The 19152-nt window shown below is 71.1% G+C and carries 19 protein-coding genes; 9 read left to right on the forward strand and 10 right to left on the reverse strand.

The genetic code is table 11. From position 1 onward, the window contains the following. From C2L59_RS17490 to C2L59_RS17500, 3 genes are all read right to left on the reverse strand, one after another. Positions 1–978 carry a TAXI family TRAP transporter solute-binding subunit gene (locus C2L59_RS17490; protein WP_103350579.1) on the reverse strand — a complete coding sequence of 326 codons (978 nt, stop codon included), beginning with the start codon at positions 976–978 and terminating at the stop codon, positions 1–3. Then, entirely contained in the window at positions 975–2939 is a 1965-nt protein-coding gene (locus C2L59_RS17495) for a TRAP transporter fused permease subunit (protein WP_199199121.1), read from the reverse strand. Before C2L59_RS17495 ends, C2L59_RS17490 begins: the two co-directional genes overlap by 4 nt. Before the next feature lie 144 nt (positions 2940–3083). After that, entirely contained in the window at positions 3084–4583 is a 1500-nt protein-coding gene (locus tag C2L59_RS17500; protein WP_103350581.1) for a leucyl aminopeptidase, read from the reverse strand. 109 nt (positions 4584–4692) lie between these two features. Between C2L59_RS17500 and C2L59_RS17505 the strand changes: the two genes are divergently transcribed. Both C2L59_RS17505 and C2L59_RS17510 read left to right on the forward strand, forming a co-directional pair. Then, positions 4693–5538 carry a hypothetical protein gene (locus tag C2L59_RS17505; protein WP_103350582.1) on the forward strand — a complete coding sequence of 282 codons (846 nt, stop codon included), beginning with the start codon at positions 4693–4695 and terminating at the stop codon, positions 5536–5538. Next, the gene (locus C2L59_RS17510; RefSeq protein WP_199199122.1) at positions 5531–6205 is read left to right on the forward strand and encodes a DUF402 domain-containing protein; all 675 of its coding nucleotides are present in this window, start codon (positions 5531–5533) and stop codon (positions 6203–6205) included. The genes C2L59_RS17505 and C2L59_RS17510 overlap by 8 nt, the downstream gene beginning before the upstream one ends. Here the strand turns inward: C2L59_RS17510 and C2L59_RS17515 are convergent. After that, complete coding sequence (locus C2L59_RS17515) at positions 6162–6461, reverse strand: hypothetical protein (RefSeq protein ID WP_103350584.1); 300 nt, start codon at positions 6459–6461, stop codon at positions 6162–6164. The genes C2L59_RS17510 and C2L59_RS17515 overlap by 44 nt on opposite strands. A 97-nt stretch (positions 6462–6558) precedes the next feature. On the opposite strand from C2L59_RS17515, the gene C2L59_RS17520 reads away from it, so the two are divergent. After that, positions 6559–7662 carry a branched-chain amino acid aminotransferase gene (locus tag C2L59_RS17520; protein WP_103350585.1) on the forward strand — a complete coding sequence of 368 codons (1104 nt, stop codon included), beginning with the start codon at positions 6559–6561 and terminating at the stop codon, positions 7660–7662. 49 nt (positions 7663–7711) lie between these two features. Here the strand turns inward: C2L59_RS17520 and cobT are convergent, their stop codons facing one another. Then, complete coding sequence (gene cobT, locus C2L59_RS17525; RefSeq protein ID WP_103350586.1) at positions 7712–8788, reverse strand: nicotinate-nucleotide--dimethylbenzimidazole phosphoribosyltransferase; 1077 nt, start codon at positions 8786–8788, stop codon at positions 7712–7714. A gap of 135 nt (positions 8789–8923) precedes the next feature. On the opposite strand from cobT, the gene C2L59_RS17530 reads away from it, so the two are divergent. Continuing rightward, positions 8924–9628 carry a 2-C-methyl-D-erythritol 4-phosphate cytidylyltransferase gene (locus C2L59_RS17530; RefSeq protein WP_103350605.1) on the forward strand — a complete coding sequence of 235 codons (705 nt, stop codon included), beginning with the start codon at positions 8924–8926 and terminating at the stop codon, positions 9626–9628. A 3-nt stretch (positions 9629–9631) separates the two neighbouring features. On the opposite strand, the gene C2L59_RS17535 is transcribed toward C2L59_RS17530, so the two are convergent. Further along, positions 9632–10081 (reverse strand): hypothetical protein, encoded by a 450-nt coding sequence (locus tag C2L59_RS17535; protein WP_103350587.1) that lies wholly within the window; start codon positions 10079–10081, stop codon positions 9632–9634. Between the two features lie 138 nt (positions 10082–10219). On the opposite strand from C2L59_RS17535, the gene C2L59_RS17540 reads away from it, so the two are divergent. Continuing rightward, complete coding sequence (locus tag C2L59_RS17540) at positions 10220–10969, forward strand: GntR family transcriptional regulator (RefSeq protein ID WP_103350588.1); 750 nt, start codon at positions 10220–10222, stop codon at positions 10967–10969. Continuing rightward, positions 10966–11808 carry a phosphoribosylaminoimidazolesuccinocarboxamide synthase gene (locus C2L59_RS17545; protein ID WP_103350589.1) on the forward strand — a complete coding sequence of 281 codons (843 nt, stop codon included), beginning with the start codon at positions 10966–10968 and terminating at the stop codon, positions 11806–11808. The genes C2L59_RS17540 and C2L59_RS17545 overlap by 4 nt, the downstream gene beginning before the upstream one ends. A 201-nt stretch (positions 11809–12009) precedes the next feature. Here C2L59_RS17545 and C2L59_RS17555 read toward each other — a convergent pair whose 3' ends face one another. Both C2L59_RS17555 and C2L59_RS17560 read right to left on the reverse strand, forming a co-directional pair. Then, the gene (locus C2L59_RS17555) at positions 12010–12999 is read right to left on the reverse strand and encodes an aldo/keto reductase family protein (RefSeq protein ID WP_103350590.1); all 990 of its coding nucleotides are present in this window, start codon (positions 12997–12999) and stop codon (positions 12010–12012) included. A 226-nt stretch (positions 13000–13225) separates the two neighbouring features. After that, the gene (locus tag C2L59_RS17560; protein ID WP_103350591.1) at positions 13226–13873 is read right to left on the reverse strand and encodes a DUF3043 domain-containing protein; all 648 of its coding nucleotides are present in this window, start codon (positions 13871–13873) and stop codon (positions 13226–13228) included. A gap of 148 nt (positions 13874–14021) precedes the next feature. Between C2L59_RS17560 and C2L59_RS17565 the strand changes: the two genes are divergently transcribed. Then, complete coding sequence (locus tag C2L59_RS17565) at positions 14022–14399, forward strand: iron-sulfur cluster assembly accessory protein (protein ID WP_103350592.1); 378 nt, start codon at positions 14022–14024, stop codon at positions 14397–14399. Positions 14400–14573: 174 nt separating this feature from the next. Then, the gene (locus tag C2L59_RS17570) at positions 14574–15716 is read left to right on the forward strand and encodes an IS30 family transposase (protein ID WP_370444748.1); all 1143 of its coding nucleotides are present in this window, start codon (positions 14574–14576) and stop codon (positions 15714–15716) included. 62 nt (positions 15717–15778) lie between these two features. On the opposite strand, the gene C2L59_RS48130 is transcribed toward C2L59_RS17570, so the two are convergent. After that, a complete protein-coding gene (locus C2L59_RS48130) occupies positions 15779–15949 on the reverse strand; it encodes a hypothetical protein (protein ID WP_199199123.1) in 171 nt (56 codons plus the stop codon). A gap of 148 nt (positions 15950–16097) precedes the next feature. Here C2L59_RS48130 and C2L59_RS17575 point away from each other — a divergent pair, with 148 nt between their 5' ends. After that, a complete protein-coding gene (locus tag C2L59_RS17575; protein WP_103350594.1) occupies positions 16098–17090 on the forward strand; it encodes a carbohydrate kinase family protein in 993 nt (330 codons plus the stop codon). Between the two features lie 58 nt (positions 17091–17148). On the opposite strand, the gene asnB is transcribed toward C2L59_RS17575, so the two are convergent. Further along, complete coding sequence (asnB, locus tag C2L59_RS17580) at positions 17149–19083, reverse strand: asparagine synthase (glutamine-hydrolyzing) (protein ID WP_103350595.1); 1935 nt, start codon at positions 19081–19083, stop codon at positions 17149–17151. Positions 19084–19152 lie beyond the last annotated feature (69 nt).

A 19152-nucleotide genomic window follows, 5' to 3' on the forward strand; every position in this document is an offset into this window, starting at 1 on the left:
CTAGCCGAGAGCCTGCTTCGCGCCGGGGTGCAGCGGGACCGGGTCGGTCTGCGTCGCCAGCGGCCGCGAGATCTCCTTCGCCGCCGGGTGCACCTTCGCCAGCTCCGCCTGCTTGTCGAAGAGCAGCTTCGTGATCGCGCACGCGTTGCCCGCCGGGAAGTCCTCGCGCACCAGCAGGAGGTTGGGCACCACGACCGTCGGCACGTCGGCGGGCTGCCCGTAGGCCGCCTTCGGGATCACGGCCTGGTCGTAGACCGGGTTGACCTTCTTCAGCGCGGGCAGCAACGACGTGATGTCGAGGAACTTGACCTTGTCCTTCAATGCCGTGGTGATGTCGGTGATCTGCGCGGTCGGCAGGCCACCGGACCAGACGAGCCCGTCGAGGGTGCCCGCCTTCATGCCGTCCGCGGTCTTGGCCAGGTCCAGCCGCTGCGCCTGGACGTCGGTCCCGGGCTTGAGCCCGGCCGCCTGCAGCAGGCGGTTCGCGATCACCTCGGTGCCGGACTTCGGCGAGCCGGTCGAGATCCGCTTGCCCTTCATGTCGGCGATACTGGTGATGCCGGCGTCCGTGCGCACCAGGACCTGCGTCGAGTTCGGGTAGATCCGGGACAGGGCCTGGATCTTCTGCGGCTTGCCCTCGAAGGATCCCTTGCCGTTGACGGCGTCCGCCGCGGTGTCGGCCAGCGAGAACGCGACGTCGTAGTTGCCGGCGACCAGCTGCTGGATGTTCTGCACCGACGCGCCGGTTTCCGCGGCCGTCGCGCGCAACTTCGTGCTGTTGCTGATCAGCTGGGCGAGCCCGCCGCCCAGCACGTAGTAGACGCCGCCGCTGTTGCCGGTGGCGATGGTGATGCGGCCTTCGCCGGCTTCGCAGGACTGTGTCCCACCGCCCGGTGCGGCCTGGTCGGTCTGCTGTTTCCCGCCGCAGCCGGTGACGGCCAGAGCGAGCACCGCGACGGCGGCGACTGCGCGTTTCATGCTGTCCTCCTCTTGAGCACGGCGTGGGTGAGCAGGGCGGCGGCGCCGCAGACGGCACCGATCGCGATCGGGACCGGCTCCAGGTAGAGCAGGCAGAGAGCGGCGGGCACGAACAACAGCCGTGCCGGCAGGCTGACCGGCCCGAAGAGCCAGCCGCCGGTCACCACGGCCAGCGCGGCGACGGCCAGCGCGGACACGGCCGTCACCCACAGCACGGTGAGGACGTCGGACTCCAGCAGCAGCGCGGCGCCGTTGTCGGTCAGCACGAAGGCGATCGGCACCAGGAACGCCGGGAGCGTGTACTTCCAGCACTGCCACATGGTGCCGAGCACCGAGCCGCCGGTGATCGCCGCCGACGCCACCGCCGCGAGCGCGGTCGGCGGTGTGACCTCGGAAAGCACGGCGTAGTAGAAGATGAACATCGCGCGCTCGGCGTCGGCGACCCCGAGCGTCTCCAGTGCCGGGCCGATCACCACCCAGGCGATGATGAAGCTCGCGGTGACCGGCACGGCGAGGCCCAGCACGCCGACGGCGATCGCCGAGAGCAGCACGGTCAGGATGAGGATCAGGGTGCCGTTGTCGGTGAGCGCGCCGGCCAGTTCCACCAGCGCGTCGGCGAGTTCCAGGCCCAGCCCGGTCTTGGTGATGGTCGAGGTGATCACGCCGGCCGCCGCGCACACCGCGATCACCGGCAGCGCGCCCCGGACACCGGCCGACAGCGCGTCCACCATGTCCTTCGCCCAGCCTCTGACGTCACGGCGACGGGCGGCCAACGCGAACAGCGCGGCGACGCCGGTCGCGTAGACGACCGCGGCGAACGGCGGGATGTCCAGGGCGAGGAACACGACGATGACCGCCAGCGACAGGAAGTGGTAACCGCCGCGCCGCAACAATTTCCATGGATCACCGTGCGGGACGTCGACGGCTTCGGCCTGGAAGCGCCGGGCGTCGGCCTCCATCGCGAAGACGATCCCGAGGTAGTAGAGCAGCGTCGGGACGGTCGCCCAGACCAGCACCTTCAGGTACGACGTCTGCAGGTACTCGGCGATGATGAACGCGGCCGCGCCCAGCGTCGGCGGCGAGAGGATCGCCCCGATCCCCGACGCGGCGAGCAGGCCGCCCGCGTTTTCCCTGGGATAGCGAGCTTCCCGCAGGATCGGCCAGGTGATCGAGCCGAGGCTGACCGCGGTGGCCGTGCCCGACCCCGACACCGTGCCGAGCAGGAAGCCGGACAGCACGGTGGTCCGGCCGGGCGCGGTCCGGGACCGGCGGAACGCGGCGAAGGAGATGTCCACGAAGAACTTCCCGGCGCCGGAGGCGTTGAGCACGGCGCCGTAGAGCGTGAACAGCACGATGTAGCTCGCCGCGACGTCCAGCGGGGTGCCGTAGAACCCGCTGGCGTCGTTGAAGAGCGCGTTGACGATTTGGCTGAAGTCGATCCCCGCGTGGGCGATGCCCCAGTTCTGCGGGAGGTAGCCGCCGTAGTAGGCGTAGGCCAGGAACAGCAGGCAGACGATCGGCAGCACCACGCCGGTCGTGCGGCGGGTGGCTTCGAGGACCAGCGCCAGCAGCAGCGCGCCGGCCACGATGTCCAGCGGGGACAGGATGCCCTGGCGGTTCAGGAAGTCGTCGTAGCCGACGAGGACGGGGTACAGGCCGACGGCGAGGGCGATCGCCGCCAGCGCCCAGTCGGTCCAGCCGGGATCGTCGCGGCCGCGCAGCCGCGGGCGGTAGCAGAGGAAGACCAGCGGCAGGGTCACGCCGAGGAAGAGCACCAGGTAGAACTGGTTTCCCTTGGCGAAGGGGAAGAACACCTGCTTGAGCACGAGGACCGCGACGGCGAGGGCGACGAAGTAGACCACGCGGTCGGGGACGCGGGAGAGGGTGCGGGCGGGGCGTTCTTCGTCGTGCTCGGCGGCGATCGCGGCGGGGGAGTCGCGTTCCACCGGCTCGGTCGTCACCCGGTCACCGTACGGTGTCGCGGATCCCACCGAAAGGGATCTTCCGGACCCAAGCGCCCCAATGTGGCGTTCGGTGCGTCAGACGCACCGAACGCCACATTGGGTGCGTCTGACGCAACCAACGCCACATTGGGGCGCTTGAGGTCAGCCGTTGGCGGCGATGTCCGCCAGGATCGCGGCGATCGACCGGACCGGGACGCCGGTGCCGCCCTTGCCGGTGTAGCCCCAGGGGGCGCCGGTGTTGAACGACGGGCCCGCGATGTCGATGTGGACCCAGTCGAGACCGTCGGCGACGAACTCGCGCAGGAAGATGCCGGCGGCGAGCATGCCGCCCCAGCGGTGGCCGGTCACGTTGGCCAGGTCGGCCAGGCGCGAGTCGAGGTCGGCGCGCAGCTCCTCCGGCAGCGGCATCGCCCAGCCGTTCTCGCCGGTGGCCTGCATGATCGCGGCGACGCGGTCGCGGAAGTCGTCCGAGCCCATCACGCCGGCCGTGCGGTTGCCGAGCGCGACGAGCTGCGCGCCGGTCAGCGTCGAGGTCTCGATCAGGTAGTCCGGGTTCTCCTCGGCCGCGCGGACCATCGCGTCGACCAGGACCAGGCGGCCCTCGGCGTCGGTGTTGAGGACCTCGACGGTCTTGCCGCCGTACATCGTCAGCACGTCACCCGGCCGGTACGACGTCCCCGACGGCAGGTTCTCCGCCAGCGGGATGTGCGCGACGACCTCGAGGGGGTACTTCAGCTTCGCGGCGAGGACCACGGCCGCGAGCACGCCGGCCGCGCCGGACATGTCCGAGGTCATGTGGTCCATGTTCGCGGCGGGCTTGAGCGAGATGCCGCCCGAGTCGAACGTGATGCCCTTGCCGACCAGCGCTACCTTCTTGGCCGCCTTGGCCGGCTTGTGGGCCAGGCGCAGCAGCCGCGGCGGGCGCGACGAGCCGCCGCCGACGCCGAGGATGCCGCCGAAACCCTTGCGCTTCAGCGCTTTCTCGTCGAGCACCTCGAACTCGAGGCCGTTGTCCTCGGCCAGCTTCTTCGCGCGGTCGGCGAAGGAGGCCGGGTACAGGTCGTTCGGCGGGGTGTTGATCAGGTCGCGGGCGACGAGCACGGCTTCGGCGATGGTGCCGGCCGCCTTCAGGGTCGCCTTGTGCTCGCGGGCGGTGCCCTCGGCCGGGCTCGCGAAGTCGGCCTTCGCCAGCGGGGCGTCGCCCTTCTCCGAGCGGTACTCGGTGAAGACGTAGGAGCCGAGGACGGTGCCCTCGACGGCGGCCTGCAGGTCGATTTCCGAGAGCGTGACGAGCGCGCGGTCGGTGCCGGCCAGCGCACGGCCGGCGGCGCCCGCGGCGCGGCGGACCTGCTCGGGGGTGAGGGCGTCGCCCGCCTTGCCCAGGCCGACGGCGAGCACCACCCCGGCCGGGAGCTTGCCCAGCGTCGGGACCTTGACGACCTCTTCGGCCTTGCCGCTCGCGCCGAGCGTGGCCAGCAGGCCGGCGAGCCGGCCGTCGAAGGCGGCGTCCACGGCGGCGGCGCCGGGCGCGAGCACCGGGCCGTCCTCGCCGGCCACCGTGCCGATGACGACCACGTCGGCGCGCGTCTTGGCCAGTGCCTCCCCGGTGTTGTCGGACAGGGCGAGCTTAGGCACGGTCACTTCTGGCTCCTCGCGCGTTCTCGGTGGTACCGGGCACCGGCCCGGCCGGGATCGTGAGCCATGCTAATGACGACCGGACCACGGGTGAACACAGGGCGAAGGAGGCCGCGTGCGGCTGGGCGGCGGGCTGCTGGTGGTGCTGGCGGCGGCAGCGGCGGGGGCCGGCTGGTGGCTGCTCGCCGGGCTGGTGCTCGCGGCGATCGCCGCGGGGGTGACGGCCTGGGTGCCGGAACCGGGGGATGCCCTGGTCGACCGGGTGGTCGTCGCGGTCGCGCGGCTCGCCGAGGTGACCGGCTACGCCATCGCGTTCGGCGCGTACGTCGTGCCAGGACACCGGGAACTCGCCGCGGCCGCCTTCGTCGTGGTGGTCGCCGGGGCGGGGTTCGCCGGGCTGAAGATCCCGACGATCGTCGTACGGATCACCGGTGGGCTGCTGCTCGCCACGGGGCTGGTGCTCGTGGCCGTGTGCGTGGCCGTGCCGCCGGTGGGGACGGCGGACGGCGTGGGGCCCCCGGACTTCGCGGGGGTCCTCGTCGCGGCCGTGCTCGCGCTGCCGTTCCTGCGGCCGATCGGACGCGGGAACGCCGGCCTGCGCGTGCTGCTGCTCGGCGCGGTCGCCCTCCTGGCCGCCTTCGCCGCGCTCTACCAGCTCGGCGCGGTGCGGCTCGGGCTGTCGCTCACCTCCCTGCGTGACGTGCTGTCCGCCGCCGACGCGCAAGCGCTGCAGCCGCTGCTCACGGTGTTCGCCGTGGTCGCGACCGTCGTGCCGGCGCTCGCCGCGGGCGCCGGGGTCCGGGCGCGGGCCGGGACCCCGGGGCTCGCCGGGCTCGCCGTCGCCGCGGCGGCCGCGTACTTCCTGCCGCTGCTGCCCGTGCTCGTCGCCGCGGGCTTGGTCACCGTGATCGAGCTGCTACTGGGCGTGCGCGCGCGCAGGTACAGTGAGGTTCGTGACTGATCGACGCTGGCGGCCGGGGCAGACCGTGGTCGAACGGTTCCACCGCCCGGACGGTTCGATCGGCCAGGTCCACCCGCTGCGCGTGCTCGCCGACGACGGCCGCGTCCTGCTGGCCTGGCTGCCGGCGGGCACCCCGATCGTCGGTAGCCGCCTCGCGGACGGCCGCGAACTGCGGGAAGCGCCGCTGGACCAGCGGTTCCGGATCCCGCGCGTGCCGGTCCCCGACTTCTGGCACCGCACGTCCACCCTGCGGCGCATCGCCGAGGACGAGTGGTCGTCGGTGTGGTGGTTCTTCGACGCGGCCGGGGAGTTCACGAACTGGTACGTCAACCTCGAGGTCCCGCTCGGCCGGAACCCGGCCGGGGTGGACCGCATCGACGGCGTGCTGGACGTCGTCGTCGAGCGCGACGGCAGCTGGCGCTGGGACGACGAGGACGAGGCCGAGGCGGCGATCGAGGTCGGCCGCCTGACGCTCGAGCAGTTCGACCGGCTGCGCGGGGAGGGTGAGCGGATCGGCGCGCTGGCCGAGCGCGGCGCCTACCCGTTCGACGGCACGGACACCGACTTCCGCCCGGACCCCGGCTGGCCGGCGCCCGAGCTGCCGCCCGGCTTGCTGGCTTCGCTCAGCCCGCGGTCAGGAGAAGGATCAGCGCCAGCACGGCGTTGACGACCGCCAGGACGACGACCGACTTCGTCGGAACCACCGCCGGGAACGCCTTGCCGTGGATCTTCCGCCACCACACGATGCCGAAAACCCCGGCGACGAGGCCGAGGAAGCCGCCGAAGCCGCTGTCGAGCACGGCCCAGCCGACCATGCCGAGCAGGCCGACGCCGAAGGTCAGCAGCACGGCGGTGACGAACGTCTTGACGTCGGCCCCGGTGCTCTTGGGCCGGGGGACCGGCTGCGTGGAGTGGTAGGTCACAGCGCCATCCTAGAGCTGTCCTGCCGGAAGCGTGGAGAACCGGCGATTGGATGGACATCCGACTAACGCGCGTCCAAGCAAGCGGTATCGTCTAGCCATGACGACCACGACACAGTTCGCCCATGTCCCGCACCCGAGTCCTGCGAGCGCGGACCGTGTCGCGGAGGTACTCACCGCCCCCGGGTTCGGGGTGTACTTCACCGACCACATGGTCACCGTCAAGTGGTCGAAGGACCGGTGCTGGCACGACGCGCAGGTCGGCCCGTACGCCCCGTTCACCCTCGATCCGGCGACGTCGGTGCTGCACTACGGCCAGGCCATCTTCGAGGGGCTCAAGGCCTACCGCCAGCCGGACGGCACGATCGCGTCGTTCCGCCCGGACGCCAACGCCACCCGGTTCCGGCAGTCGGCCGAGCGGCTCGCCATGCCGCAGCTGCCCGAGGAGCTGTTCGTCGAGTCGCTGCGCGAGCTCATCGCCGTCGACGGCCGGTGGGTGCCCACCCGCCAGGGTGATGCGCTGTACCTGCGGCCGTTCATGATCTCGACGTCCACCGGGCTCGGCGTCAACAGCCCGGCCGCCGACTACGTGTACACGGTCATCGCGTCCCCGGCCGGTTCGTACTTCGCCGGCGGTGTGAAGCCGGTCAGCGTGTGGCTGTCCACCGAGTACGTCCGGGCGGCCCCCGGCGGCACCGGCGCGGCCAAGTGCGCCGGCAACTACGCGGCGTCGTTCGTGGCGCAGGCGCAGGCTGTCGAGAAGGGCTGCGACCAGGTGGTCTGGCTCGACGCGGTCGAGCGGCGCTGGGTCGAGGAGATGGGCGGGATGAACCTGTTCTTCGTCTTCGGCTCCGGCGAGAACGCCCGGGTGGTGACGCCCGAGCTGACCGGGTCGCTGCTGCCCGGCGTCACCCGCAAGTCGCTGCTGCAGCTGGCTTCGCGGCTCGGGTACAAGATCGAGGAGCGCCGCATCTCCACCGACGAGTGGGAGAAGGGCGTCGCGTCGGGTGAGCTGACCGAGACGTTCGCCTGCGGCACCGCGGCGGTGATCACCCCGGTCGGCCACGTCAAGCACGCGAACGGCGAGTTCACCGTGGCCGACGGGCAGCCGGGCGTGCTGACCATGAAGCTGCGCGAAGAGCTGACGGGTATCCAGGAGGGCACCCGGCCCGACACCGACCACTGGATGGTCGAGCTCGGCTGAGGCACACCACGGAACGGCCCCCGCACCTGGAGTGCGGGGGCCGTTTCCGTCAGGAGGCGGGCGCGGTGATCAGCGGGCCGGAGACGCCGGCCTGCTCGTGCGTCGCGGTTTCGGCGAGGACGCGGGCGGCCATCATCAGCAGCGGCAACGCCGTGACCGCGCCGGTGCCTTCGCCGAGCCGGACGTCCAGTTCCAGCAGCGGGCCCAGGTCAAGGTGCTCCAGGGCGAGGGCGTGCGCCGGTTCGGCCGTGCGCTGGCCCGCGACCCACCAGCGGCGCGCGCCCGGGGCGAGGTCCTCGGCGACGAGCGCCGCGGCGCAGGCGACGAGGCCGTCCAGGATCACCGGCGTCCGGCGGGCCGCGGCCTGGGCCAGGAAACCCGCCATGGCGGCGATGTCCGCGCCGGCGGTGGTGCGCAGCAGGTCCAGGGGGTTCGCCAGCACGGCCCGGGCGCGGCGCAGGGCGTCGCGGACCGCGGTGGCCTTGCGCATCCAGGCGTCGTCGTCGATGCCGGACCCGCGGCCGACGACGGCGACCGGCTCGCTGCCGGTCAGCGCGGCGACGAGCACGGAGGCCGGGGTGCTGTTGCCGATCCCGAGGTCGCCGGGGATGAGCAGGTCGGCCCCGCCGTCGACCTCGGCGTCGGCGATCGCGATCCCGGCCCGGACCGCGGCCTTGACCTCGTCGTCGGTCAGCGCGTCTTCGACGTCGATCGACCCGGAGGAGCGGCGGACCTTGAACTCGCCGATCGAGCGGGTCGCGGGCGCCTCGGTGTCGACGGCGAGGTCGACCACGCGGACGCTGGCGCCCGCGGCGGCGGCGAGCACGTTGACCACGGCGCCACCGGTGAGCATGGTTCCCAGCAGCTGCGCGGTGACCTCGGCGGGATAGGCGGAGACGCCCTTGGCGGCAATGCCGTGGTCCCCGGCGAAGACGACCACCCGCGGCCGCGTGAACGGCCGCGGCGGCGACTGCCCCTGGCAGGCGGCGATCCAGACGCCCAGCTCTTCCAGCCGCCCGAGCGAGCCGGCGGGTTTGACCAGCTTGTCGTGCAGCGCGATGGCGGCGGACCGAGCGTGGTCATCGGGCGGAATGATCTCGGGGAACTCGATGTTTTCCGGCTCCACACCAGGCCCTTCGACTCTTCGGGGGTTCCGGGTGGCGGAGCCCCCGGCCCGGGGCGGAGCCCCGGTTTCAACGCTGTTCCACGGCAACGCTGCGGCCAACTTACCGGGAAGGGGAAGCCGGTAGTGTCGCGGCTCGTGGAGACGACGGCGGCCGCGGTGGTGCTGGCCAGTGGCGCAGGGACCCGCGTCGGCGCGAAGCTGAACAAGGTCTACCTGCCGCTCGCCGGGCGGCGGGTCGTGGCCTGGTCGCTCGATGCCTTCCGGCAGGTCCCCGGCATCGGCGTGCTCGTGCTCGTCATCCGGCCGCAGGACCGGGAACTCGCCGAAGAGGTCGCCGGCGACGGCGTCGAGATCGTGTACGGCGGTGACACGCGCCAGGCGTCCGAGCTCAACGCGCTGCGGCACCTCGCGCCCCGGATAGCCGGCGGCCGGGTCGACGCCGTGTTGCTGCACGACGCGGCCCGGCCGCTGGTCCACCCACGGCTGGTCGATGCGGTGCTGGCCCGGACACGCGAGGACGGGGGGGCTGTGCCGGGCCTGGCCGCGGACGACGTCGTCGGGGTGGATGCCGGGCACCTGGTCGCCCAGGTGCCCGGCGCGATCCGCGTCCAGACGCCTCAGGGCTTCCGGGCCGGACCGCTGCTCGAGGCCTACGAACAGGCCGAGCGCGAGGGCTTCGTGGGTACGGACACGTCGTCCTGCATGGAGCGGTTCTCCTCCCTGCCGATCCGGTGGGTCCCGGGGGCTCCCGAGAACCTCAAGATCACCTACCCCCACGACCTCGTGGTCGCGGAGCGGCTGCTGGCCCGCGGAGCACGCCAAGCGCGTCAAGCGCGGTAAGCGCTAGGCGCACGCCGGCGGGCCGCCGCCGTCGTCTCCCTCCCGGGTCAGGCCGGTCGGCCGGATCGTGACGTCCTGCCGCAGCTCCGGCGGGATGCCGCAGTCCGGCTGCGGGCGCAGCGCCTGCAGCGGCGCGCCCGGGGTGCCGGGCTCCGCCAGCGTCAGCACGGCCCGCAGCGTCCAGACCGGGGTGGCGTGGTACTGCCAGGTGACGACCCGCGGGTGGAACACGTCCGTGCCCGGGAAGGTCGGCACGCGGTAAGCGCTGGCCCGGTGCTCGTCGCGGAGAATGATGACGTCCGCGCAGGTCGGCCACCGCTGTACCGCCGCGTACATCTCCGGCGCCTCTCGGCCGCCGAACAGGTGCAGCACCCATTTGCGGCGCCGGAGTTCCTCGAGGAGTTCCTCGAGGCCCTGGCCGCTGGAGCCGCTGTGCGATGTGGGCGGGGACACACTTTCGAGGGTAACTTGCGTACTAGTGCGCAGTCCAGCATGTGTACTAGTACACCTGGGTGGTTCTGAACAGGGCTTTGTGGGAGACACCCCGGCGTGCTAGAACACTTGTGCGTGTTGTCCCTGTGAGGAGCCGCCTTGCCCATCCTCGACCGTCCTGAGCCGCCGTACCTGCAGATCGCGGGCCGGATCCGTGACGACATCCTGTCCGGCCGGCTGCAGGAGGGCGACGCGGTGCCGTCCGCCCGCGAAATCGCGCGCACGTGGGCCGTCGCCATGGCGACGGCCACCAAGGTGCTGGCCACGCTCCGCTCGCAGGGGCTCGTGCGGCCCGTGCGCGGCGTCGGCACGGTCGTCGACCGCGGCGGCCTGCACCGCACGGCCCGCGACCGCACCGCCGCCTCGGCGCGGACCGGCCGGATCTACCCGCCGGGCCACTACGCCGTGATCCGGTCGGCCGGCCTCGAACCGGCGCCCGAACGCGCCGCGGCCGCACTGGGCCTCGACTTGGGCGCCCCCGCGATCCGCCGGCGGCGCACCACGTACGGGTCCGACTCGCAGCCGCTGTCGACGTCGACTTCGTGGTTCGACGGCGAGCTGTCGGCGAAGGCGCCGGCGCTGCTGGTGGCGGAGCGGATCGTCGAAGGCACCGCGGCCCACGCGGCCGCCCGGCTGGGCACGACGATCGCGACGACGCAGGAACGGCACGCGGCGGGCCGCGCGGGCGAGGCGGAGGCGGCCGAACTGCAGCTGCCCGCCGGGTCGCCGGTGCTGCTGGGCCGGAGCACCTTCCTGGCGGCCGACGGGACGGTCGTCGAGTACGGTGAGTCCGCCGCCCTGCCCGACCACTGGGTTTTCTACGAGTACACGACTGAGGACGGCGAATGAAGCACATCCACGCGGGCAAGGTCCGTGACCTGTACGAACTCGACGGCGGGGACATCCTGCTGGTCGCGTCCGACCGCGTCTCGGTCTACGACGTCTCGCTGCCGACGCCGATCCCGGACAAGGGCAAGCTGCTCAACCAGCTCTCCGCGTGGTGGTTCGACCGGATGACCGACGTCGTGCCGAACCACGTCGTGTCGACCACCGACGTGCCGGCGGAGTTCGCCGGGCGGGCGATGCGCTGCAAGCCGCTGAAGATGGTCCAGGTCGAGTGCATCGCGCGCGGCTACCTGGCCGGCCTGGGCCTGCGCGAGTACCAGCGCGACGGCAAGATCTCCGGCGTCTCGCTGCCGCCGGGCCTGGTCGAGGGCGACAAGCTGCCGGAGCCGATCTTCACGCCCACGACCAAGATCTCCGACACCGGCCACGACGAGTTCATGACGTTCGACGAGGTCCTGACCGAGATCGGCGAGGACACCGCGAAGCGGCTTCGCGAGCTGACGCTGGAGATCTACACCAAGGGCGCCGAGCACGCGGCGACCCAGGGCGTCATCATCGCCGACACCAAGCTGGAGTTCGGCTTCGACGCCGACGGCACGCTGACCCTCGGCGACGAGGTCCTGACGTCGGACTCGTCGCGCTTCTGGCCGGCCGACGAGTGGGAGCCGGGCCGCCCGCAGCACGCGTTCGACAAGCAGTTCGTGCGCGACTGGTCGCGCTCGACGGGCTGGGACCAGACCCCGCCCGGGCCGGAGATCCCGGCGGACATCGTCGAGCAGACGCGGCAGCGCTACACCGAGGTCTACGAGCGGATCACCGGGAGGACCTGGGTCCGTGGGTGACTAAGACCCGTACAAGCTGATCGACGAAGTCGAGACGCTGCTGGTCTCGCACGGCCTCGCGCCGGCGCGGGTCGCCGGGCGGGGAGGCGACCGGCTGGCCGGCGCCAGCCGCCTCCTGCGCGGGTTCGGCCTGGAGCCCCGGATGGCCCCCGGGGAGGCGTTCGACCTCGGGGTGCCGTTCCAGGGCCGGATCAACCAGGACTAGGGGGACTTCGTCAGGCTCGCGTCGCGCTCGACGACGTCGCCGAGGACGTCGTCGATGGCGGTCAGCAGGTCGGCGTCGAGCTTCTTGCCGGCGGCCTTGACGTTCTCGTGCACCTGCTCCGGCCGCGAGGCCCCGATGATGGCCGAGGCGACGTTCGGGTTCTGCAGCACCCACGCGACGGCCAGCTGGGCGAGGCTCAGGCCGGCCTGCTTCGCGAGCGGCTCCAGCTCGGCGACGCGCTTGAGGACGTTCTCGTCGAGGAAGCGGGCGACCATGTTCGCGCCGCCCTTCTCGTCGGTGGCCCGCGAGCCGGCGGGGTACTCCTGGCCGGGCTTGTACTTGCCGGTCAGGACGCCCTGCGCGATCGGCGACCAGACGATCTGGCTCATGCCTTCGCGCTCCGAGGCCGGGATGACCTGGTCTTCGATGACGCGCCAGAGCATGTTGTACTGCGGCTGGTTGGAGACGAAGGGCACCTTCAGCTCCCGGGCCAGTGCGGCCCCGCGCGAGATCTGCTCGGCGGTCCACTCGGAGACGCCGACGTAGAGCACCTTGCCCTGGCGGACGAGGTCGGCGAAGGCGAGCATGGTCTCTTCGAGCGGGGTGTGCCGGTCGAACCGGTGCGCCTGGTAGAGGTCGACGTAGTCGGTGCCGAGCCGCTTCAGGCTGGCGTGCGCCGACTCCATGATGTGCTTGCGCGACAGGCCCTTGTCGTTGGGCCCCTTGGGCCCGGTGGGCCAGAAGACCTTGGTGAAGATCTCGAGGCTCTCGCGCCGCTGCCCCTGCAGGCCGCGCCCGAGCACGGATTCGGCGGCGGTGTTGGCGTAGACATCGGCGGTGTCGAAGGTGGTGATACCGGCGTCGAGGGCGGCCTTGATGCAGGCGTGCGCCTGGTCCTCCTCGACCTGGGAACCGTGGGTGAGCCAGTTCCCGTACGAGATCTCACTGACGTTGAGGCCACTACGGCCGAGACGACGAAACTCCATGGGCCCAGCCTAGGCGGTAATCGTTTGCTCTGCTAACGACCGTGGAGTGACTCCAGCCTCGTCTCGCCCCGGCCGGCGGGTCGTGGGCAGCAGGAAGCCGGTCGCGCAAGCGGGCAGCCGCCGCGTTGCCCTCCGGCGCGGGCGGCACCGTCCTGAGCCGCCGCCGGGCCCGTGAACAGCAAGAAGCCGGGTCGAGCAGTGCTCGACCCGGCTTCTCGGAACCAGCTCAGTTCGGGATCGGATCCCCCGGCTTCAGCCGCGGCTTCGGCACCCGGAGCTTGCGGATCTGGGACGCCCGCACGAACGCGTACCAGCCGATCGACCGGCCGTTCACCGCTTCCTTCGGGAACTTCTCGCGCACCAGCTTCGCGATCTTGCGGCCGTTCACGAAGCCCTCGATCGCCATCACCAGCAGCATCGCCGTGCACAGCAGCGTGATGTACGACTGGACCTGGGGCAGCGGCACCAGCAGCGCCAGAAACACCACGATCGCCAGCGGCATGAACAGGCCGAGCAGGTTGCGGCGGCTGTCGACCAGGTCGCGGACGTACGCCTTGACCGGCCCGCGGTCGCGGGGGAGCAGGGCCTTGTCGTCACCGCGCATCATCGCGTCGCGGCGGGCCTTCGCCGCCGCGCGGCGGTCTTCCTTGGTCTGGGGGTTCGCCTTGCGCAGCTCCTTGTTGCGCTTCATCGCCTCACGCATCGTGGTGGGCGGCGGCGCCACCGGGCCGCGTCGCTTCGCCTCCGCCTCGCGGCGCTTCGGCGTGGCCTTGCCCTTACCGGGCGTGTACGCCTTGCCGGCGACGTCGACGGCTTCGCCCGCCTCCGGCTCTTCGGCGGCGGTGTCTGTGGTGCTTCGGCGCAGGAACCTCACCTCACCAGGGTATTGCAGGCGTCACGCCGCCGTTCACCAGGTCGATCCATGTGCAACCATGGAGGGGGAACAGATCGGACGTCCCCGGTGTTGAGCACGTCAGCACGAGGAGTATCCGCAGCGAGTTCGACTTTGATGAGGGAGTGCCATGACGACCGCTGAGCACGCCGGCGCGACGCAGGCCGAGACCGCCGAGGAGACCCACGGCGTCACGTTGACCGACGCCGCGGCTTCCAAGGCGAGGGCCCTGCTCGAGCAGGAGGGCCGCGACGACATGCACCTGCGCATCGCCGTCCAGCCGGGTGGCTGCGCGGGCCTGCGCTACCAGCTGTTCTTCGACGAGCGCACGCTCGACGGCGACCTCTTCCGCGACTTCGACGGCCTCAAGGTCGCCGTGGACCGGATGAGCGCGCCGTACGTGTCGGAAGCCGTCATCGACTTCGTGGACACGATCGAGAAGCAGGGCTTCACGATCGACAACCCGAACGCCACCGGCTCCTGCGCCTGCGGCGATTCGTTCCACTGAGCGACCACGAGCAAGGCCCCGTCTCCCGAGGGAGGCTTGGGTTCTAGTGGTGGTTGCAACACCTGAGTCTGTTCAGGGGTTGCAGTGTTCGAGATCCGCGAGGATCGGTCGCCTCAAGGTCCGAGGAAGCTGGGCAACGAGCGCCTGGCCTATCTTGATCTTGTGGCGCAAGGTATGGGCACCGTGCAGGCGTGCCGGATCGTGGGAATCAATCGCCGCACCGGCCACCGGTGGCAGCACGGACGCGCGAGCCAGGCGGGGCGCAAGGCCAACAGGCCTTCCGCCCCGCTGCCGCGTCCGGCTGCTGCCGGACCGCCGACGTCGGCACGGTTCCTGTCACAGCAGGACCGGCTGAACATCGCCGACCGGCACCGGGCGGGGCTGGGAGTGCGGGCCATCGCCCGCGAGCTGGGCCGCGATCCCGCAACGATCAGCCGGGAGCTGGCCCGCAACAGCCATCCCGGCACCGGCGATTACCACCCGTACGCTGCCCAGGCCCGCGCCGAATCCCGTCGCCCGCGGCCCAAGACCGGCAAGATCGCCGCCTGCCCCGAACTGCATGCCCTGGTGCAGGACATGCTCGAGGAGAAGTTCAGCCCCGAACAGATCAGCCGACGGCTGCGCCGCGACCATCCCGACCGGCCGGAGCTGCACGTGACCCACGAGACCATCTACCAGGCCCTCTACGTCCAGACCCGAGGCGAACTGCGCCGCGAACTCACCACCGCGCTGCGCACCGGGCGCACCATGCGCAAACCCCGCCGCAGCAGCGAGCAACGCCGGCCACGCTTCACCGCCCCGATGGTGATGATCAGCGACCGCCCCGCCGAGGCCGACGACCGCGCCGTCCCCGGCCACTGGGAAGGTGACCTGATCATCGGCGGTGGTGGCACGTCGGCGATCGGCACGCTGGTGGAACGCACCACCCGCTACGTGATGCTGGTCCACCTGCCTGCATCTCACGACGCCGAAACCGTCCGCGACGGCCTCGTGACCACTGTCGCGACACTGCCCGGTCATCTGACCCGGTCACTGACCTGGGACCAGGGCAGTGAGATGGGCCGCCACCACGAGTTCAGCATCGCCACCGGCATCCCGGTCTACTTCTGCGACCCACATTCACCCTGGCAGCGCGGCTCCAACGAGAACACCAACGGGCTGCTGCGTCAGTACTTCCCCAAAGGCAGCGACCTGTCCATCCACAGCCCCGAAGACCTCGCCGCCGTCGCCGCGCAACTCAACAGACGACCACGCAAAACGCTCGGCTGGGACACCCCAGTCGAGCGCTTGGCTAAACTCCTGACCAAAGCCAGTTGATCACCCCGTGTTGCAACGACCCCTCGAATCCGCCAGGCGGGGCCTTCTTCGTCGCTGCGGACCTACACGTACGCGTCGAGCTCGGCCACCTGGGCGTGGCACGCCTCGTCGACCTCCCACGGCCGGGCCGTGACGCGGGGCAGCGGCAGGCTCTCGGCCTGCAACGTCGCCGGGATGAGCGCGCAGTCGGCGATCAGCTCGGACAGGGTCTCGGGTTCGGTGACGGCGTTCACGATTCGTAACGCTATTGATCCGCTCTCGACTGGAGAAGGAGTACCAGCCGGTAGTGTCAGCTGGGCGCGCGCGAACTACCCGGATGGGTCATGACCCGGGGGTAACTTCGCGCCTTTTGCCGTGAGGATAAGCACAAAGGAGCAGCCGGTGGCAGAAAAGGCCAGGATCGCGGTGTCCGGCAGTATCGCGACCGACCACCTCATGCACTTCCCGGGCAGGTTCGCCGAGCAGCTGGTCGCCGAGCAGCTGCACCGCGTCTCGCTGAGCTTCCTCGCCGACGACCTGGTCGTCCGGCGCGGCGGCATCGGCGCGAACATCGCCTTCGGCCTCGGGGTGCTCGGCGTCCAGCCGGTCCTCGTGGGCGCCGTCGGCGCCGACTTCGCCGACTACCGCTCCTGGCTGGAGCGGCACGGCGTGGACACCTCGGGCGTGCACGTCTCCGAGGTCGCGCACACCGCGCGGTTCGTGTGCACCACCGACGAGGACCTCTGCCAGATCGCGACGTTCTACGCCGGCGCGATGGCCGAGTCCCGCAACATCGAGCTGCAGCCGATCGCCGAGCGCGCCGGCGGGCTGAGCCTGGTGCTGATCAGCCCGGACGACCCCGAAGGCATGATCCGCCACGCCGCGGAGTGCCGCCAGCGCGGGTACGAGTTCGCCGTCGACCCGTCGCAGCAGCTGGCCCGGATGAGCGGCGAGCAGGCGCGCGCGTTCGTCGCCGGCGCGAAGTACCTGTTCAGCAACGACTACGAGTGGGAGCTGCTGCTCCAGAAGACCGGCTGGACCGAGGCCGACGTCCTCGACCAGGTCGGCCTGCGCATCACGACGCTGGGCGAGAAGGGCGTCGAGATCGTCGGCAAGGACGGCGTCGCCCTCCAGATCGGCGCGGTCCCCGAGCGCCTGAAGGCCGACCCGACCGGCGTCGGCGACGGTTTCCGCGCGGGCTTGCTGGCCGGCCTCGACGGCGGTCTCGGCATCGAGCGGGCCGCCCAGCTCGGCTCGCTGATCGCGGTGCTGGTGCTGGAGACGGTCGGCACGCAGGAGTGGACGTTCGACCGCGCCGAGGCGCTGGCCCGCATCGGCGACGCGTTCGGCCCGGACGCGGCCGAGGAGATCTCGGCGGTGCTGCCCGCCGCCTGACGCTTCCACGGCGAAGGCCCTGCACCGGACCGGTGCAGGGCCTTCGCCGTGAACAGCCTCAGAGCTTGACCGGGTACACCGGCTCGGGGATTTCCGGCTTGATCCGGTGCTCCACGAAGATGCCGTGCCACAGCATGAACACGATCAGCGCCCACAGCTGGCGGCTGCGATCCAGCTGACCCGCCTTGTGCTCCTCCAGCAGCGCCAGGATCGCCTTCTTGTCCAGCAGCTCCTCGGTCTTCGAGTCCGAGATGATGCCCTTCGCCCAGTCGTACATCTCGTTGCGCAGCCACAGCCGGATCGGGACCGGGAAGCCGAGCTTGCGGCGGTTCAGCACGTGCGCCGGGATGATCTTGGCCAGGGCCTGGCGCAGCGCGTACTTCGTCGTGCCGTGGGCGAGCTTCTGGTCCAGCGGGATCGACGCCGCGACCTTGAACACCTCGGCGTCGAGGAACGGCACCCGCAGCTCCAGCGAGTTGGCCATCGTCACCTTGTCGGCCTTGACCAGGATGTCGCCGCGCAGCCACGTGTAGAGGTCCACGTGCTGCATCCGGGCCACCGGGTCCCAGCCGCGCGAGACGTCGTACCAGGGCGCTGTGACGTCCTTGAAGCCGACGCCTTCCTGGTAGGTCTTCAGCACGTTGCGCAGCTGGTCGTCGCGGAAGTTGCGGGCGTTGCCGTAGTAGCGGTCCTCCAGCGGGAGCGCGCCGCGGCGCAGCAGGTCCTTGCCGCGGGTGCCCTCGGGGATCTTCGTCGACACCTTGCCGATCAGCTTGCGCATGCCGCCGGGGATCTTCTCGAACGGCGCCAGCGAGATCGGCTCGTTGTAGATCGTGTAGCCGCCGAACAGCTCGTCCGCGCCTTCGCCCGACAGCACCGCCTTGACGTGCTTGCGGGCCTCGCGGGCGATGAACCACAGCGGGACCAGTGCCGGGTCGGCCACCGGGTCGTCGAGGTACCAGACGATGAGCGGCAGGACCTCCATCATCTCGTCCGCCGACACCGTGCGGACCACGTGCTTCACGCCGATCGCCGCGGCCGACTCGGCGGCGACGTCGACCTCGGAGTAGCCCTCGCGCTCGAACCCGGTGGTGAACGCGATCAAGTTCGGGTTGTGCTCCTTGGCCAGCGTGGCGGTGGCCGTCGAGTCGATGCCGCCCGAGAGGAACGCGCCGACCGTGACGTCGGGGTCCGAAATCATGTGCTTGCCGACCGAGTCGCGCATCACATCGGCGATCCGCTGGTACAGCTCCTCGGCTTCACGGGGGGAGTTGACCGGCTTCGCGCTGAACTGCGGGTGGAAGTAGCGGGTGAACTTCACCTCACCGCCGGGCACCACCTCGAACGACGTGCCGGACTCGACGCGCCGGATCGCCGTGTGCAGCGACTCGGGCTCGGGCACGTACTGCAGGACCAGGTAGTGCTGCAGGGCCTTGCGGTCGAGCTCCTGCGCGACGCCGAGGACGTCCGACAGCTCCAGCAAGCTCTTCTTCTCGCTGGAGAACGCCACGCCGCCGGGGCCGGCCGAGTAGAACAGCGGCTTGATCCCGAACGGGTCGCGCGCGCCGAAGACCCGCTTCTCCTGCGAGTCCCAGATCATGAAGGCGAACATCCCGCGCAGCCGCTTCACCCAGCCGGCGCCGAGGTAGTGGAAGCCGGCGACGATCGCCTCGCCGTCCCCTTCGGTCTCGAACTTCGCGCCGTGCTGCTCGGCGAGCTCGGCCCGCAGCTCCAGGTAGTTGTAGATCTCCCCGTTGAAGTTCATCGTGTACCGGCCCGGCGCCTCCGGAGGGCCCCAGACGAGCGGCTGGTGGGCGTGCTCGACGTCGATGAAGGCGAGCCGGTTGAAGCCGTAGACGACCTCGGCGTCGGCCCAGGTGTCCTGCTCGTCGGGGCCGCGGTGGCGCTGGCAGCGCATGGCCGCGCCGACGGCGTCACGCGCGTTCGCCGCGCCGGTCTCGGTCGCGCAGATCAGTCCAAGCAGGCCGCACACGGGTACTCACACACCTTCAGGGTCTTCACCGGGCTGGGGAGGCCCCAGTATGCCGGGGCGGTCGTGGCG

The organism is Amycolatopsis sp. CA-128772 (assembly GCF_002904295.1).
In the GTDB taxonomy this organism is placed as follows: Bacteria; Actinomycetota; Actinomycetes; order Mycobacteriales; family Pseudonocardiaceae; genus Amycolatopsis.